We start from the raw sequence: 17,812 nt of genomic DNA, 5'->3' as shown, positions 1-17,812 counted from the left end.
GACCCGCGCGTCCGGCGACGCCGCAAAAGAACGGACTCGCGACTCATAGGGGTTATCGTAACTGTTCGGAGATTCCCGCCGTACCGTCCGGCGAGAAATCTATGGGGACTTACGATAACCCCTATCAGTTCGAATCGAGCTGGCGTTCGACCCGATCGACGCTCTCGCGGATCTCCTGTACCATCGCCGTCTGCTCTTCGTTGGCCGCAGCGACGTCTTCGATCTCTGTCGAAATCGTCTCCGCACGACCGACCGCCGTGTCGACCGTGGCGGCGAGTTCCTCGGCACTCGCCGCTTGTTCGTCGGTTGCGTCGGCGATCTCGTCCATCCCCGAAGCCGTCTCTTGGATCGTCTCGACGATCGCGACCTGGTTCTCGACGAGGGCTTCGGTGTGCTCGACGGCGTCCTGAACGTGCGTGTTCGCCGTCCCGACGTGCGTCGTCACTTCGTCTGTCGACTGGCGGATTTCCGAGACGATTCGCTCGATTTCGTCGACCTCGGACTTCGACTGTTCGGCGAGTTCCTTGATCTCGTTTGCGACCACGGCGAATCCGTTACCGTCCTTGTCGGCGCGCGCGGCCTCGATGTTCGCGTTGAGCGCGAGGAGATTGGTCTGGTTTGCGATGTCGGTGATGACCTCGACGAGCTGGTCGATCTCGTCGAGCTTTGCGACGAGACTTTGGGTACTCCTGCCGACGTTTTCGCCGGCCTCCGCGACTTGCTGTGTGACGTCCAACACAGCCTGTCCGGCCTCTTGAGACTCCTCGGCCAGTTTCCGTGCTTCGTCGCTCTGGGTGTTCACCTCCTCGGCGCTCGAAGCGATCTCCTCGATGGTCGCGCTGAACGTCGCAATCTCGCTTGAGACCTCTTCGAGGTCGTCCACCTGCGCCTGCGTGTACTCGCTGATCTCCTCGGAACTTGCAGCGACATTTTCGGCGGAGTCCTGTAACTCCGCAACTGCGGCCCCGACTTCGTCGGACATCTGCGCTTGGAGGTCTTCGAGCAACAGTCGCTGCTCGACGAGTTCGGTGACCTGCGGCGTGACCTCGAACGCGCCGATCACGGTCCCGTCCGAATCTGTCAGTGGAAAGGCGGCTGCTCGGATGTGCCACGTGTCTCCATCGGCGTTCGTGCCGGTCCGGATGTCGTCTTCGCGAATGGTCTCCCCCGTTCTGGCGACCTTCTCTGCGAGTATTTCGCTCTCGCCCTCGGTCTGGAACACGTCGTAGGCCTGTTGGCCGATCGCCTCCTCGGCCGTGTAACCGATGAGCGACTCCATCCGATCGTTCCAGTGAGTGATAACTCCATTATTATCGACGACAACGACCGGTTCCGGAAACGCGTTGACGACGGTATCGAACATCTGCCGCCAGAAGTCCAGTTTCTGCTGTAATTCCGCTTTCCCGTCCTGTTCGTTGAGTGTGACTCCCGCTGTAAGCTGCTCCGAGGTCATCTATCTCACCTCTGATAACCAATAACTGATCCCTTGAGTCTTTCTGTGTTTCTCCGTTCTCATCCGGCGCCATAATTAACAGATAATATTCATATAAAAATGTCTGTTAGTTAGTCTGGATTTAGAGCAGAGTTACTTCTAGAATTGGTTTTAGAACCAATTCTAGAAGATTAAGTATACTACACTTATTCGAAAGTACTTATTTTAACATACTTGAAGCCGACTATCCGAAGGGCGTATCTCAACCCGAGCAACCCCATCTCCTGCAGGCGAGGTATGTGACCCGATAACACCGGTACATTTGTTATTTACCTATGGCCCTGATTAAAGGTACTGTGGCGGGCGGGGGTGGGCTGGCGATCGCGGATCCGTACTGACGGCGCTTGCAAAGCATTTTGATAATCACAAAAAATTAAGTAAGACCGTGAGTGTCGTTCTCGTATGGGAACAGATACCGCGCCGCGGCGGATCAAGTCGGTACAGCGAGCGTGTCGGCTGTTGATCTACCTCCGGAGAGAAGGGCCGAGCACGGTATCCGGACTCGCCGCGGAGTTGGGTCTCTCTCCTGGGACGGTGCACACCTATCTGGCAACGCTGCAGGAAGCCGGATTCGTCGAACAGCGGGACGGTGCGTACGGTTTGAGCCTCGAACTCCTCCCGCTGGGTGAGCGTGTTCGGAGCCAGAATCCACTCTATCAGGTGGCAAGAGACGAGGTCGACCGACTCGCACACGCGAGCAATGGCGTCGCACATCTTCTCATCGAGTACGAAGGGCAACTGCTAGTCCTCTATGAGGTGTTCGGCGAGAAAGCCATCGGAAAGGACTTCCACGCGGCGAAACGCGACCAACCACAGGAGCACATTCACTGTACAGCGGGCGGGAAGGCTATGCTGGCGAGACTACCGCCCGAGCGAGTCCAGGAAGTAATCGAGGCACACGGGCTGCCAGCGATCACAGAACAGACGATCTCCGAGCGTGACGAGTTGTTGGACGAACTAGAGACGGTGCGTGACCAGGGCTACGCACTGAACGATCAAGAGCAGATGCGAGGAATCCGCGCTGTCGGCGCGCCTGTCGTCGACAGCAAGAACGGACTCATCGGCGCACTGAGCGTGTCGGGACCGGCGAGTAATTGGCGTGGGTCGTACTTCCGTGACGAACTTCCGGAACTGGTGACGAGATCCGCCCACAACGCGGAAATTGCACTCCAGTCGGGTCCGACAAGGCAGTGACTGTGAGTGATAGCCACGATTTTATTCGTTTTGATGATATCAAAAAGAAGGTCAGACGCGATTCGCGGCTTTGGAGCGTTCGATATCGACACGCCGCAAACTGCGGTCCTTCGATGCCTACTCCCCCATACACCGTTCTAATGCACACCAATTGTCCTCTGGTACCTCGGCGTCGGCGATCGTATTTTATTTCCACCTTTTCAGGGAGATATTTTTGACAATGGCAAATACGCTTCTGCACAGAACATTTATTGTGAGCATTAACGATGATGATCACGTGGTATGTCAAGCCAAACCAACTACTACGTCAGTATCGACACTGGCGGGACCTTCACCGACGGATACGTCTCGTATCCGGGCGGGTCCACGACAGTCAAGGTACCGACGACAGACCACGACCTGACCGTCTGTTTCAGGAACTGCATCGACAAGGCGGCCGATAGCCTCGATCAATCGACCGAGGAGTTCCTCGTCGACACCGACGTCATTCGCTTTTCGACAACTATCGGCACGAATACCATCATCGAGCGATCTGGGCCACAAATCGGGATGATCGTGACATCGGGCCGCAAAGACGACCTCTTCGAGACGGCCGTCGACGGTAACAGTGGCATCACAGCGCTCACTGACGAGAGTCTCGTCGCCGGCATCGACGAACGGATCGACGCCGACGGGAACGTCGTCGACCCCGTCGAGCGGGAAGACGTCCTCGAGGCGGCGAAGACGCTGATGAACCGCGGTGCGAAACTCCTCGTCATCAGCCTCTCGAACTCCTTTCACAACGCGGCCAACGAGGAACAGGCGCGCCACATAATCGAGTCCGAGTATCCACCGCACTACCTGGGGCCGAATCAGGTCCTCACAGCGAACGAAGTGAGTAGCCGTCCGGGCTATCTCGCCCGCTCGTACACGGCCCTGACCAACGCTTACATCCACCGGCCGATGGCGCGATCACTGTACAAAGCCGAGGACGACGTCCGCGACAGCGGGTACGGCAATCCGCTTCTCATTGGCCAGTCAGCCGGCGGCGTCGCGGGCGTCTCGAAGACCGTCGCGCTCCACACCTACAACTCCGGGCCGGTCGCCGGCGTTCTCGGAACGAAGGCGTTCAGCGACCTGTACGACCTCGACGCGGCCCTGAGTACCGATATGGGTGGGACGAGCATCGACATCGGACAGATCAGCGCCGGAACGGTCGAACGCGACCTCGACCCCGAAGTCGCGGAGATGCCGGTCCACATCCCGATGGTCGACGTCCACACCGCGGGCGCGGGCGGCGGATCGATCGCCTCCGTCGACGGGGGGGAACTCACGGTCGGCCCCGAAAGCGCGGGTGCAGAACCGGGACCGGCCTGCTACGACCTCGGTGGCTTCGAGCCGACGACGACCGACGCCGACGTCGCACTCGGATACATCGACCCCGAGTACTTCCTCGGCGGCGACCAGCAGTTGAACGCCGACCGCGCCGACGACGCCATCGAGCGGGCTGTCGCCGATCCCCTGGACACATCGGTCGCCGATGCTGCCCTTCGCATTCGAGAGCGGGTCGATCAGAACATCGCAGATTCGATCACCGACCAACTCGGTGACACCGAACCCAGCGACGCCACGCTCGTCGCCTACGGCGGTGCTGGTCCGATGCACTGCTGTGACTTCGCGGAGAAAGCGGGAATCGAGCGCGTCATCACGGCGCCGGCCGCTGCGGAGTTCAGTGCGTTCGGCGGTGCGACACTCGACGTCGAGCACCGATACACCGCTGCGTTCGGCGGGCGAGCGTCGGTCGATCAACCCGACGTAGACGTCCGACAGTACAACAACCTCGTTGAAGACTTAGAGGCAGAGGCCACGCAAGATATGCGCGGTGAGGGCTTCGAGGCCGACGAAATCGCGTTCGACCTCACGATGCTCGTCCGCTCGGACACCGGCGTCGAGGAAGTTTCCGTTCCGACACGCCTCGACGAGGCGGCAGATCTCACGGACACGCTCGAAGCTGTCGCGACGGATCCGGAAGAGCGGATCGACCTGGACACGATGGTTCTCACGGCCGTCGGACCGGTCGCTACCGAGGGGTTCAGCGAGCAAGAACTCCAAGTCGAGGACCCGAGCCACGCGCGCAAGGGCGAACGCGACGCGTACTGGCCCGAAGACGGCTGGGTATCGACGGACGTCTACCAGCGTGAGTCGCTGGAGCCCGGAAACGTCGTCCCCGGACGTGCCATCATCGAGGCCGAGGACACGACGTACGTGATTCCGGCGTCTTGGACGTTCGAGGTAGACGAGTACGGTCACGGAATCATCGAACGATGAGCTTCGGGCCCCCATCGGCTGTCGAGTACCTCAGCGGACGCCGCGCGGAGCCGAAGCCGTACGTCCCGCTCGTCGGGCGGTTGGCCGCGGCGGTCAACCAGGTCCCGGCCGATATCTTCCTCTCGAACGCGACCCAGCAGGCGAACGCGATCCAGTCCGCCTATCGGCTGTTCGAGACCGACGCGGTCTGCACGGGTATCGACACGACACTCGTCGCCGAAGCGCTCGGCGCGGACGTCGCGTGGGACGACGCCGACACGCGCTTCGAGATCGAACGGGCGCTTGACTCGCCCAAAGACGTTGTCGATCCGACGACGGCCACCGACCGCGGTCGGCTCCCGACCGTGGTCGATGTCGGTGAACGGCTCGTGTCGGGCCTCGACGAGGCGGCGGTCGTGGGCGTCGTCCCCGGACCACTCACGACGCTCGAAGCGACGTTCGGCGACGCCGCCGCGCTCGATCAGACGTACGCCAAGCCAGTCCGTACGGCTATCGGCGAACTCGGTCGCGAATTCGGCAAGTCCGGAGTCGACGCCCTCCTCGTATACGAGGAGGCTGCGGCGTTCGACGGCGAGACGGCGGCAGCCGTGACTGCCGAGACGCTCGAAGTGCTGGGGAACATCACCGGCTTCTACGATACGCCGCTCGCGTTGGCCCCGAACGGGTACTCCGAAGCGATGGTGGACGCCGTACTCGACCGTGCTGAGCCAGCCGCGCTGCTCTTGGACACTGACGACCCAACCGCGACGGCCGACGCGCACCCGGACGTCCGCGTCGGGGGCGGCATCACAGCCGATCTGCTTTCTTCGGGGCCCGCAGAGATCACTGCCCAGGTCGAAGCCCGCTGTCGAGCGCTGCCGGAGTCTGCGTTCCTCGCCAGCGGTCGGGAACTCCCAGCCGACGTCCATCCGACTGCGGTCCACGCGGTTCGGGAGGGATACGCGGATGCATAGCTCGCGAAACCAACACGTGCCCCCTCACACGGGTGCGTACGACAGTCGAACGACGACGCGACAGCGATCGAACACACGACAGGAACGACAATGGTAGAATCAGACACCGGTACCGGAACGACCAAACGAGTCGCAGAGTACCTCGCAGTCGACCTCGACGCCGAACAGTGGCAGTGTCACAACTGCGGTGAGGCGTTGGGGCCGGCAGCGGAGAATTACAAGCGGCACTGTCTCGTGAACGAACGCGATCCGCGCGAGGTCCACCCGCCGCTGATCGAGGGCGAAGAGTATACGTTCGCGCCCGATCCCGACTGGGTCCGGATCGTGGAGTTCTACTGCCCCGGATGTGGCACAATGATCGAGAACGAGTATCTCCCGCCGGGACACCCGATCACGCACGATACCGAACTGGACTTAGAGAGCCTGAAGGAGGACGTCAAATGACGACGCGAATCAACATCGACGCGGGCGGCACGTTCACCGACTGCTTCACGCTCCACGACGGTGACGTCGTCTCCGCGAAGACGCCGACGACGGAGCACGATATGTCGGAGTGCTTCTTCCAGGGGATCGACAAGTGCGCCCGCCAGCTCGATCTGTCGCTCGAGGACCTCATCGGCGATGTGGACTCGATTCGGTACTCCACGACGACGGCGATGAACCGTCTTATCGAGCGCAAGGGACCGAAACTCGGATTGCTCACGACCGCCGGCGTGCAGGACTACCCACAGATCGGCCGCGGACCGCGCTGGGCAGACGGGCTGACTGACAGCGAACAGCGGAACATCTCGGACGCGAAGAAGCCGGAGTACCTCGTGCCCGACTCCCGCACGAACGGGATCCGCGAGCGCGTCGACAGCGAGGGCAACGTCCTCCGGCCGTTAGACGAAGAACACGCACGCGAGCAGATCCGCGACCTCGTCGACAAGGGGGCACGCGCTATCGTGGTGAATTTGCTGTGGTCGTACGCCTATCCCGACCACGAGCAGCGCCTCCGCGAACTCGTCCGCGAGGAGTACCCACCGTCGTATCTCGGGAGCATCCCTGTGTTCCTCTCCTCGGAGGTGATGCCGACGAAACAGGAGTACGAGCGCACGAACACGACGCTGCTCGACGCGTACCTCTCCGAGCTGATGCAGGAGCACATCGCGGACATCAAAGACCGTCTGGAGGCCCACGGCTACGAAGGCGACATCCAGATGCTCCACAACACCGGCGGAATGGCCGAATCTTACAAGACGACCGCCGTCGAGACGTTCAACGGCGGCCCGGTGGCCGGCCTGAAGGGCGGCGAGTACCTCTGTGACGTGCTCGATTACGACAAAGCCGTCGTGACCGATATGGGCGGGACGAGCTTCGACATCGGCATCCTCACCCGCGGCGGCGTGCAGTCCTACGAGTTCGAGCCAGTCATCGACCGCTGGCGCGTCTCTGGCACGATGATCGAGTCGAAGTCGATCGGGGCCGGTGGCGGATCGATCGCCTCCGTCAACGACGAGCTGGGCGGTCGTATCGAAGTCGGCCCCGAAAGCGCGGGCGCCGACCCCGGCCCGGCCTGCTACAACCGCGGCGGGACGCAGCCGACGGTGACCGACGCGGACGTCGTGCTCGGATTCATCGATCCCGAGAAGTTCTACGCGGGCAATCAGCGCCTGGCGGTCGATAGAGCCGAGGAAGCGATCGAGACCCACGTCGCCGACCCGGCCGGAATGGACATCGCCGAAGCGGCCTCGAACATCCGCCGGATCACCGACGGGAATATGGGGAACACCGTACGGAAGGAGACGATGCTCCGGGGGCACGACCCCCGCGAGTTCGCCCTCTACAGTTTCGGCGGGGCTGGCCCGCTGCACGCCGCCTCGTACTCCTCGTATCTCGACATCGACACCGTCGTCACGACGCCGTACTCGCCGGTGTTCTGCGCGATGGGGTCGGCGACGATGGACACGCTTCACATCTACGAGCAGTCCGAATCGATGTACCTCCGCGACTCCGGCGAGGAAGCGGAGTACGGCACGGACTACGAGACGTTCAACGAGGTCGTCGCAGAACTGAAGGCAAAGGGTCGTCGCGACATCAAGAGTGAGGGTTACGACCCCGACGAGATCGTCTACGATCTCGAACTCGATATGCGGTTCGGCGGGCAGATCCACGTGGCCCGCATCCGGTCGCCGCGGATCGAACTCACGGACGAATCAGACGTCGAAGCCGTCTGTGATCACTTCATTGACCAGTACAAAGATCGATTCTCCCCGTACTCGGTCACGCCGAGTCACGGCATCACCGTGGAGAACTTCGCGCTCCGCGCCCGGGTCGAGAGTCCCGACATCCAACTGCCGACTGCGTCGATGCAGCAGCCCGATCCGTCGCCCGCGCGGGCGGGGTCCCGCGACATCCGCTGGAGTGGTGCCGACGGCTTCGTCTCGACGCCGGTCTTCGAGTACGAGGACCTGCGCGCCGGGATGGAGATCGACGGGCCCGCCGTCGTCGACGCCGATTACACCACGACGGCAGTGCCGGAGGGCTGGGAGTACCGACTCGACGAATATCGGAACGGCATCCTCGAAAACGGAGGCACCCAATGACTGTCAATCGCGATCAGCTGATCGACTGGCTCGACCTCGAAGAACCGTCCGCGGAGGAACTGGCCTGTATGGACGAACTGGAGCACGGCGACTACGAGATCTACTCCGAGCGACTGCGGCTCATCCTCGACGAGGGGATGGACGTCTTCGTCCGCTCGGGCGTCTCGCAGTTCATCGCCGCCCGCGACCTCGCGGTCGCGATCTACACTCCGGAGGGGGACCTCGTCGACTCGGCGGCAGGGGCGTACCTCCACGTCGTCACGGGCATCCCGCCGCTGAAGTACGTCATCAACAACTTCGCCGACGACGAGACCGTCGGCGTCGAACCCGGTGACGTCTTCTACGCGAACGACGCCCTGTACGGGGGGATTCACAACCCCGACCAGATCGCGTTTATGCCCGTCTTCGACGACGGCGAGATTATGGCGTGGGTGTCGGCTGCAGCCCACACCACAGAAACCGGCGCGATCGAACCGGGCGGGATGCCGATCTCCGCGCGGACCCGCCACGACGAGGGAATGAAGCTCTCGCCGATCAAGATCGGAGAGAACTACCAGCTAAAGAGCGATATGGTGGAGATGCAGAAGAACTTCATCTCCCGTGCGCCCCGGATGCACGAGATCGACCTGCGGGCCCGCGTCACGACCTGCGACCGGGTCCGTCGGCGCATTAAGGAACTTATCATCGACAAACAGGGTCCGGACTTCTTCAAAGGACTGCTCCGTCGAAACATCAAGGAGTCTCGGGAGGGCGCGAAAAAGCGCGTCGACGAGTGGAACGATGGCACCTTCCGGACCGTTCACTTCGCTGACTCGGTCGGATACGAGGACGGCCTCTGGCGCCTCAACGCCGAGATGGAAAAAGACGGCCCCGAAATCCTCATCGACTACACCGGCACGTCGCCGGAGAACGACGGGGCGTACAACTCACAGCCGGTCGCGTCGATCGCACACACCGCAAATTACCTGTTCAGTGTCCCCTTCCACGACCTCCCGAAGAGCAACGGGACCTACGACCTGATCGACTTCGAGATTCCGAAAGGGACGATTCTCTACCCGGACGCCGAGGCGTCGACGGTCCAAGCCGTGATGGTGAATCAGGTGATTATGGACTCGACGACGACGATGTTCTCGCGATCGATGTACGACGACGAGACCGAGAACGAACACGTCACTGCGCCGATGGCCAACACCGGCCCGGGGTACGCCTTCGGCGGTGTGAGCCAGCACGGCGAACCGGTCGCGGACCTGATGTCACACGGGCTTAATACCGACGGGACGGGCGGACAGGCCCGCCGCGACGGCGAGGACGAGGCGATCTTCCCGTGGTGTCCCTTCGGCCACGCCTCGAATATGGAGTTTGTCGAGAACGAGTACCCGTTCACGCATCAGTTCTTCCGGCACGGCACCGACTCCTGCGGGCACGGCAAGCACCGGGGCGGGATCGGGATGCAGATCGGCTATATGATGCATCACGTCCCCGTCGTCGAGTGGCTCTCGATCTGTCACAACTCGAAACTCGTGACGGGGCAGGGGCTCTTCGGCGGGTACGCACCCCGGACGATTCCCGGCATCACCATCACCAACTCTGACCTGAAAGACCGGATGAAAAACGGGGAGTACGTCCCCGACGACCTCATCGAACTGCTCCAGGAACGGACGCTTGACGCTGACTACAACATCACCAGCCACGTGCGGGAGTCCCAGCCCTACGAGAACGGGGACCTGTTCATCGGGCACTCCGGCGGCGGGTGTGGCTACGGTGACGTCCTCGAACGCGATCCCGAGGACGTGATGAAAGACATCGAAGACAACCGCGTGACGCACCGTTCGGCCGACGAACTCTACCAGATCGAGTACGACGAGGACACGCTAACCGTCGACGAAGACGCGACCGATCAGCGGCGCGAGGCGTTCCGCAAGCAACGCCTCGAGGAGGCGCAGTCGTTCGACGCATTCATCGACGAGTGGGAGGAGAAGAAACCGCCCGAGGAGATTCTCGACCACTACGGCTCCTGGCCGGACGGCGAGAAGGAAGCGCCCGTGCTGCGGCAGTAACGCCGCGCCTCTGGCTTTCTCTTTTCCTCTGTGGTTTTCTACTTTCTGTCGCCGTTAGTCTTCGACCACCACCAGGTCGGCTTTGTACTCCGAGAGTTCGATGTCGTCGAGGTCGACCAGTCGCGGTTCGACGCGGACTTTCAGGTGCGATCGGACGGCATCGACGACGTCGCCGGCGATCTCGTCTTCGCTCCGTGCAGTGTCCGGGTCGACGACGACCTCAAGCGGGATCGGCTTCTCGAAGTGGACCTGGTCGGCGTCGGGGACGATCACGCGGACGTGCGGCTGGGCGCCGTCGACGTCGGAGACGACGTCGCGGATCGCGGAGGGGAAGACGTTCATCCCCTTGTAGATCAGCATATCGTCGGTGCGACCGATGCACTGGATCTTCGGGGAGGTCCGCCCGCACTCGCATTCGGTTCCGGTGACCCGGGCGACGTCGCCGGAGCGGAACCGGAGCAGCGGCGTCGCTTCGCGCTGGAGCGGCGTGTAGACGAGTTCGCCCTCGGCACCGTCCTCGAAGGGGACCACCTCCTCGGTCTCGGGATCGACGAGTTCCACGTGGGCGTGTTCCTGTCCGTGGAAGTGCATCCCGTTCTCGGCCTCGCACTCGGACCACAGACACGCCACGACGTCCCCCAGACCCATTATTTCACGGACGTCTGTGGCGTCCCAGACGTCGTACAGTTCCTCGCGAATCTCGGGGTTCGCGATACCGGGGCCGCCACCGCCGATGAGCTTCGTGACAGGGAGTTCGTCGACGTCGTGATCGAGCAGTTCGGGGGCGCGCTCGGAGAGGTATCGGAGATGCGACGTCGTCGTGAAGAGGACGTCGCCGTCGAGGTCGGTCGTGGCAGAAAGGAGTCGCTCCGTCGTCCCACCGCCCGCTGGGACGACGTTGCTGCCGAGTTTCGTCAGCCCCTCGAAGTAGGGCGTGCCGCCGGGGACCATCGTCTGGCCGACGCCGAAGATGAGGGTGTCGTCCGGTCGGATGCCCGCAGCGTAGAAACACCGCTTGAGGACCTGGTTCCACTTCTTTCGGTCTTGCTCGGTGAGGCCGAAGTACGTCGGCTTACCCGTCGTCCCAGACGAAGAGATCGTCCGGTTCAGTCGCTCTGTCGCCACGGCTTGGTGCTCGCCGAGCGGTCTCTCAGGGTCGGTTTCGACCTGACAGGCCCGTTCGTCGTCCTTCGTCGTGAACGGCACAGCACGAAGCGCTTCGATCGAGTCGATGTCGTCCGGATCGATGCCCCACTCGTCGAATTTCCGCTGGTAGTATTCGGACTCCGCGGCGAGGTAGTCGACTTGCTGATCGAGGAGTTCGCTGTGACGCTCTTGGATCTCTGCCCACGGTTCGGTCTCTATGGAATCGTATACGTCGCTCATTCATCCGGGTCTCAACCCGGAGAGAATTATATCTTTGGCAACGAATGCCATATGAATCAGGCTGATCGCGGTACAGTCCACTCGTCTCGTCTTCGGACACGGAACGTCCAACACACCGCAGCGTGCGTCGCCCGAGCGGGGAGAGCTACTCTCTGACTGCCTCCCGGCGCTCGGCGATCAGATCGAAGTCGCCCTCGGTATCGCCCAGAACGAACAGCGCGTAGTACCGGAGATACGTTTGCACGGGGACGGCGACGAGCAGACCGAGGACGAAGATCGCGAGGAGGAAGATCAGGGCCGCAACGGCGATCAGAATCCACCCGACAATTTCGGCCACGGAGAGGAGCGCGACGCCCACGAGACCCACGATTCCGAGCGGGATCGCGGCCACAAGGGCGCCCAGAACTGTCGCGATGCTCGCGAGAATACCTGCCGCGATCTGGAGGATGAACGAGACGACCGCGTAAGCGAGATACTGCTTCCACTGACCGGTCAGCGTCGGCCAGAATCGCCGCCACGAAGCGAGCAACGCTCGGTCCTCGAGGAGCATAATCGGGACGACGAAATTCGTCGTGAACCCACCGACGAGACCGCTGACGATTCCAACGACGACGAAAACCGGAATCGCGAGAAACACCAACCCGAGTGCGAAGCCGCCGTCTCCGACGAGAAGCGGCCACAGGATCGCCGCGAGGATGGCGACAATGACGATCAGCGTGAGTAGGCCGAATAAAAGTCGGAATCCGAACAGTCGGGCGCCCAACCGCCAGCGGTCGCGCCAGTAACTTCGAATCGACACTGCCTCTCGGCGGAGAGATTCGACGAAGACGAACTCCATCACTGATCCCACGAACAGGAATCCGAGGAGGATCGAAGCGATAAGCGCGAAGATGACCGCGATCACGAGCAGTTCGACGCCGCCGGGAGCAGCGAACTCCGGCGACGGTGCCCCCGAGGGGAGCGGGGCTTCGGAACCGGGACCGGGGCCGGTCGGCGCGCTACCAGTGAACTGAAACGGTGCGAACCCGCCGGTACCGCCGACGAAGAAGATGACCACTGCCAACCGCAGCCACCGGCCTCGGTCGAACGGCCAGAGAAAGGCTCGCGTCGCTTTGATCGCGTCGTCGATCGCTTCGACAGCGTAGAGCGTCATCGTCGCTGCCTCCGCGCCAAGAGCGCATCCGGCTCGGACGTTTGTCCTGGTTTGTGCCGTTCGTGCGTCGGCGTCGGTCGGTCTATCGGGACGTGTCTCGGTTGATGGCCTGGGTCGCCTCTATCGTTGGAGGTCGCGTGCGGGGAACCAATCCGTAGCATTGCATCCCGTAATCACTATCATAACAAAATAACACTTTTGCAACCAAACAAGCGAGATGGGAGAATACAGCGAGCATTCATATTCGTATTCGAATATCGTAATCAATCTTAAATATAATACAATCTAATAATAACTTCTAAATATAAAATAGTTTATTTATATTTCTATTATCTAATATGTATATTCTGTGTATGAATACACACTAAATCTGTAGTAAAATAAAATTAGATATAAAATAGTATTATCCTAGTACAATTCATTAAATCGATATTTTCTACACTCATTGTGATGATTTTTTGTTCGGCCCAGAAACGGAGCGTAATATATCCTATCCAATAGTATTTTGAGAGACTGACTCAGCAGAGGTGTATGAACGACGAGACAGTCGGCATCACACTGGTGGTCGCCTCTGCCGTCGGTTTCGGAACACTCGGGATATTCGGCGTCATCGCCGCCGATGCGGGTCTCACGATCCCGACCGTTCTCGCGCTCCGGTTCGGTCTCGCATCGGTCGTCGTCTGGGCGGTGCTTTGGCACCGTGGCACGTTCCGACTGCCCAGCGGCCGAATTCTCGCGATCGCGTTCGCTCTCGGAGCCGGCGGATACGCGACGCAGAGCGCCCTGTATTTCTTCGGCCTCGAATTTATGAGCGCAGGGATGGTCGCGATCGTCCTCTACACCTATCCGGCGTTCGTCGTCTGTTTGACTGCGCTTCTCCACCCTGAACGGGTGACACCGACACTGGTGGGTGCACTGGGACTCTCGATCGGCGGGGTCGCCCTCGTTACCGGAGTCGATCCAGTCGGCGTCGATCCGCGTGGCGTCCTCGTTGTTCTCGGAGCCGCGTTCGCGTATTCGCTGTACATCATCGTGAGCCAGCGAGCACTCACGACGGTCGACGCCGAGACGCTGACGGCGTTCGTGTTACCTGCGGCCGCCACGAGCTTCTTTGTATTCGGCATCGGAACGGGGCGATTTGCGATGCCGGTCGGAGCCACGGCCTGGGGGTCCGTGTTGGCGATCGCGATCCTCGCGACAGTCGTACCAGTCCTCACCTTCTTCGCCGGCATCGCAAAGATTGGAGCGAGTCGAGCGAGCATCATCAGCACTGCCGAACCAGGCGTGACTGTGGCTCTCGGAGCGCTCGTTCTGGGCGAGTCGGTTTCCGTCGTGACACTCGTCGGTGGTACTCTCGTCGTCGCCGGCGTGATCCTCATCCAACGAGAAGGGACCGCCTGAAGGATCACCGAACCGCTAACACGTATGCGACACCAGTTAGGAGACTCCACACGAGGCCGGCAGCGAGCCCGACACTGACAAGCGGTCCAGGACCCAGCAGGCCGCTGACGAGCCAGACGAGAACGCCGGTGGCGGCGAGACCCTGGACCTGCAGTCCACCGACCGGCGGCGACTGATTCCGGAACGTATACGCCATCCCGACGCCGCCGAGGAGCAGCGCAGACAGGTACAGCAGCGATCCGAGCAGTCCCCAGAGCGACCCGAGACTGCCGAGGAGCGTCACGTCGGACGGCGTCGGCGACGGCGTCCCGCCGACCGCTGTCGACGTTGCTGTCGGTGTCGTCTCCGACTGCGGGTCGACCGTGACGGCTGTCGCGTTGGCGCTGTCGATGCCGAGAGCGTCTTCGACAGCCAGTTCGATGCGGAGCCGCTCTGTGGGCATCACGAGACTCCAATTCGGTGCCGACTGGGCAGCTCGTTCAGTCCCGTTGACGACGAAGTGATAGCGGTCCACAGCGAGGCGGTCGGTGCCGCTCGTCGATCCCGTACCAGAGATCCGGACCCGCTGGTCCGGGATGGCACCTACGGGGGCGTCGATCCGGGGCGTCGGCCGAGCATATCGTGTCCCAGTGGGCTCGGTTCGGAACGGCACGAAGTCGGCCCAGCCCCGTTCGGTCACGACGGCGTTCCCCTCGCCTTCGGGGAGAATCGAGGAGTGATACGGCCCACGGTCGGAGCCCCAGTAGTTGGATTCCGCGTGCACGGTTCGGACCGGTTCGGTGACGATGCGTGCCGTCGTGTTCGCGGCGATCAGCGGCGCGACGTCGACGGTCAGCCCGCGCCGCTGCCCGTACACGTCGTTTCCAACGACCCGAAACGTTTCGTTCGCCGCCCCCGTCTTCGGGACCGCGATGCCGGTGGGGAGCGAGTCACCGACCCGCCGGATTGTCACCGCGCTTGCTTCCGCAGCGCGCGCTTCGCTCTCGCCGTCGCTCCGCAGGACGACGACAGTGTCGTCCCAGAGCCGAGCGATCGTGAGTTCCTGATTCAACGTCGGGTTCGCGACGAGGTCCGAGAGCGATATCTCCGCGTTCGCCTGATTCACGACGACGCCGCTGGCGCCTTCGGCGACGTACACTCCCGTCCCCGGGGTGACTCCTCGGAGAGGGACGGCGTCGGTGAACGCATTCGTGTTGAAGACGACATCGTTGTCTCGGATGGTCGTCCGGACCAGTCCCCGGACCACGATGCCGTACGTGTTGGCCCCCACGACGTTGTCCGTGAGCGTGAGAGCGCCCCGGTGGGTGATCGGACTCGATACGAGGAGACCGGCACCGCCGTTGTTCGCGAGCCGATTCCCGTCGACGTCGACGTCGTGTACGAGGAGGTTACTCTGGACCGCGAGCCCGTGGCCATCACCGTCGGCGAGCGTGTTGTTGCGGACCGTGAGGTCGCGGACGGCGGCCTGGGTCCGAAGCGTGACGCCGTCGCCGCCGCTCGATCTAACGTCGTTGCGGGCGATGCGCAGATCTGCGGCGAGCGTGCCATCGAGCGCCAGTCCGTCGTCGCCGTTGGCCGCCATCCGATTGTCTAAGATGTCCCCCCGTCGGACGATCCAATTCGAGAGGTGGATCCCGTCACGACCGTTCCCGCGGACGGTGTTGTTCGCGAGGTGAAGCCGCACTTCGAGCGTTCGCGTCGTGACGTCGATGCCGTGGCGGTCGTTGTCCGTGAGGTGGTTGCGTCGAAGCGTGACGTTCGCCTCTCTGCGGATTCGCGTGCCCGACTGCCGGATTTTGATGGCGGTTTCGCTGCCGCTGATGTGGTTCTCATAGCCCGTAACCTTCGCTCGCGATAACGTTTCGACGTAGATCCCGTCGGCAGACGCCGCAACGTCGTTGTACCAGAAGGCACCCTCGCTGTCTTTCGCCCGGACGGCGATCCCGTCGCCGCCTACCTGTGCGACGTCGTTGTCGACGGCGCGCAGTCCCGTGACGCGATCGGCGGCGACGAACAGACCCGTGCCCGCGATGTCGCGAAACTGCGACTGTCGAACGGTGAGGCGGCGAACGTGCGTCGTCGCCGACCCCGAGGATCGGACGGGCGACGTCACCCCACCAACGACGTAAGCAGCCTGCACGCCGTCCGAGAGCTGAGAGACGCCATCGTGAAAGAGCCGGACGTCGACGGGATAGATACCACGCGTCTGCGGATTCACGGCGCCGCCGTATTCGACCGTGAGACGTCCATCACTCGGGATTCGGAACGTGCGGTTGAGCGCGATCCGAACGTCGCCGCCGGTCGTCGAGACGTTCTGGACGTAGTCGATGTACGATCGATCGATCGTCCCGTTTCGGTTACGGTCGAGGCCGATTCGGTCGAGCGTCTCTCGCTCGACTCCCGCAACGGTGTCGGCGGACGAATACTCGAGTCGGATGGTATCGAACGCGACGCCGACTCCCGGGTGGAGCGACAGCGTGTGATCCGACTGTTCCGTCCGCTCGTCCGGAACGGCAGTGAGCGAGGCGCGGTCGGTCGCGCCGAACGACGGACTGGCACTGATCGCGTGGCCCTCTACGTCCGCGAAGGTCGAACGGTGGATCGTGACCTCCGGTGTTGCCCCTATCTCACCGACCGAAACGGCCGCCGTCTCGAAGTCCCGCATCGTCGAATCCACGATTTCGATCGATCCCGCACTGCTCGCGACGGTGACGCCGTGCACCCCGCCAGTGAGCGTCGCGTTGCGGACCACGACTCGGGAGTCGTCGCTGCCGTTGTACCGGATGCTCTCCCACCGGCGGTCGGGAGACGCCCCTTCACTTCTGGAGATGGTCACGGGACGCGCTTCCGTTCCGGTCGCGTCGAGCGACCCGCTCACGGTGAGTGTAATCTGTTCAGCGAGCTGAACCCGCGTCCCCGGTTCCAGCGTCAACGTCGCGCCGGGTTCGACGCGAATGTCCTGGATGATTCGGTAGGGACCCCCCTCGGAAGTCCACGTCGTGTCCGTCGTGATCGCCGATTCGACGAACGTCACGTCTTCCTCGGGTGCCGTAGCACCTACGGGTCCGACTATAAGAGAAGCGACCAGTGCCGCAGCGAGGAGGGCAGTCAGCGTCGTGTGGAGCCCGGAAGCCTTCGAGGAGTTCATTTCACAAATAAGAGATACCTAACCTCAGTAGCCTCTGGATAAAAAACGTATGGTGGCCGACCGACGCGAGCTTGTTATTGGGCTCTCGACGACGTCCAATCGAAAAGTCGGCAGACAGCGCCGACGTGAAACTCCA

11 protein-coding genes are annotated in these 17,812 nt (G+C 62.2%); 7 read left to right on the top strand and 4 right to left on the bottom strand.

Annotated features, from left to right (window positions below; translation table 11 throughout):
* Window positions 1–124: 124 nt before the first annotated feature.
* On the bottom strand, window positions 125–1,453 hold the full coding sequence (locus D3D02_RS08885; RefSeq protein ID WP_121569625.1) for a methyl-accepting chemotaxis protein: 1,329 nt from the start codon (window positions 1,451–1,453) through the stop codon (window positions 125–127).
* Window positions 1,454–1,894: 441 nt separating this feature from the next.
* Here D3D02_RS08885 and D3D02_RS08880 point away from each other — a divergent pair, with 441 nt between their 5' ends.
* The 6 genes from D3D02_RS08880 (at window position 1,895) to D3D02_RS08855 (ending at window position 10,588) form a co-directional block, all read left to right on the top strand.
* A complete protein-coding gene (locus D3D02_RS08880; protein WP_121569624.1) occupies window positions 1,895–2,686 on the top strand; it encodes an IclR family transcriptional regulator in 792 nt (263 codons plus the stop codon).
* Window positions 2,687–2,968: 282 nt separating this feature from the next.
* Window positions 2,969–4,993 (top strand): hydantoinase/oxoprolinase family protein, encoded by a 2,025-nt coding sequence (locus D3D02_RS08875; RefSeq protein ID WP_121569623.1) that lies wholly within the window; start codon window positions 2,969–2,971, stop codon window positions 4,991–4,993.
* Window positions 4,990–5,946 (top strand): uroporphyrinogen decarboxylase family protein, encoded by a 957-nt coding sequence (locus tag D3D02_RS08870; protein ID WP_121569622.1) that lies wholly within the window; start codon window positions 4,990–4,992, stop codon window positions 5,944–5,946. Before D3D02_RS08875 ends, D3D02_RS08870 begins: the two co-directional genes overlap by 4 nt.
* A gap of 90 nt (window positions 5,947–6,036) precedes the next feature.
* Complete coding sequence (locus D3D02_RS08865) at window positions 6,037–6,390, top strand: acetone carboxylase subunit gamma (RefSeq protein WP_121569621.1); 354 nt, start codon at window positions 6,037–6,039, stop codon at window positions 6,388–6,390.
* Window positions 6,387–8,531: a hydantoinase/oxoprolinase family protein gene (locus tag D3D02_RS08860; protein ID WP_158599337.1), complete on the top strand. Its 2,145-nt coding sequence runs from the start codon at window positions 6,387–6,389 to the stop codon at window positions 8,529–8,531. Before D3D02_RS08865 ends, D3D02_RS08860 begins: the two co-directional genes overlap by 4 nt.
* Window positions 8,528–10,588: a hydantoinase B/oxoprolinase family protein gene (locus tag D3D02_RS08855; protein ID WP_121569619.1), complete on the top strand. Its 2,061-nt coding sequence runs from the start codon at window positions 8,528–8,530 to the stop codon at window positions 10,586–10,588. The genes D3D02_RS08860 and D3D02_RS08855 overlap by 4 nt, the downstream gene beginning before the upstream one ends.
* Window positions 10,589–10,642: 54 nt before the next feature.
* Here the strand turns inward: D3D02_RS08855 and D3D02_RS08850 are convergent, their stop codons facing one another.
* Together D3D02_RS08850 and D3D02_RS08845 are read right to left on the bottom strand one after the other, a co-directional pair.
* Complete coding sequence (locus tag D3D02_RS08850) at window positions 10,643–11,974, bottom strand: phenylacetate--CoA ligase family protein (protein WP_121569618.1); 1,332 nt, start codon at window positions 11,972–11,974, stop codon at window positions 10,643–10,645.
* Between the two features lie 145 nt (window positions 11,975–12,119).
* Window positions 12,120–13,127: a hypothetical protein gene (locus tag D3D02_RS08845; protein WP_121569617.1), complete on the bottom strand. Its 1,008-nt coding sequence runs from the start codon at window positions 13,125–13,127 to the stop codon at window positions 12,120–12,122.
* A gap of 531 nt (window positions 13,128–13,658) precedes the next feature.
* Between D3D02_RS08845 and D3D02_RS08840 the strand changes: the two genes are divergently transcribed.
* Complete coding sequence (locus tag D3D02_RS08840; RefSeq protein ID WP_121569616.1) at window positions 13,659–14,528, top strand: DMT family transporter; 870 nt, start codon at window positions 13,659–13,661, stop codon at window positions 14,526–14,528.
* A gap of 4 nt (window positions 14,529–14,532) precedes the next feature.
* Here the strand turns inward: D3D02_RS08840 and D3D02_RS08835 are convergent, their stop codons facing one another.
* The gene (locus D3D02_RS08835; RefSeq protein WP_121569615.1) at window positions 14,533–17,676 is read right to left on the bottom strand and encodes a right-handed parallel beta-helix repeat-containing protein; all 3,144 of its coding nucleotides are present in this window, start codon (window positions 17,674–17,676) and stop codon (window positions 14,533–14,535) included.
* Window positions 17,677–17,812: the final 136 nt, after the last annotated feature.

The organism is Halobellus sp. Atlit-38R (assembly GCF_003665925.1).
In the GTDB taxonomy this organism is placed as follows: domain Archaea; phylum Halobacteriota; class Halobacteria; order Halobacteriales; family Haloferacaceae; genus Haloquadratum; species Haloquadratum inordinatus.
This window is presented reverse-complemented; position numbering and strand designations above follow the sequence as displayed.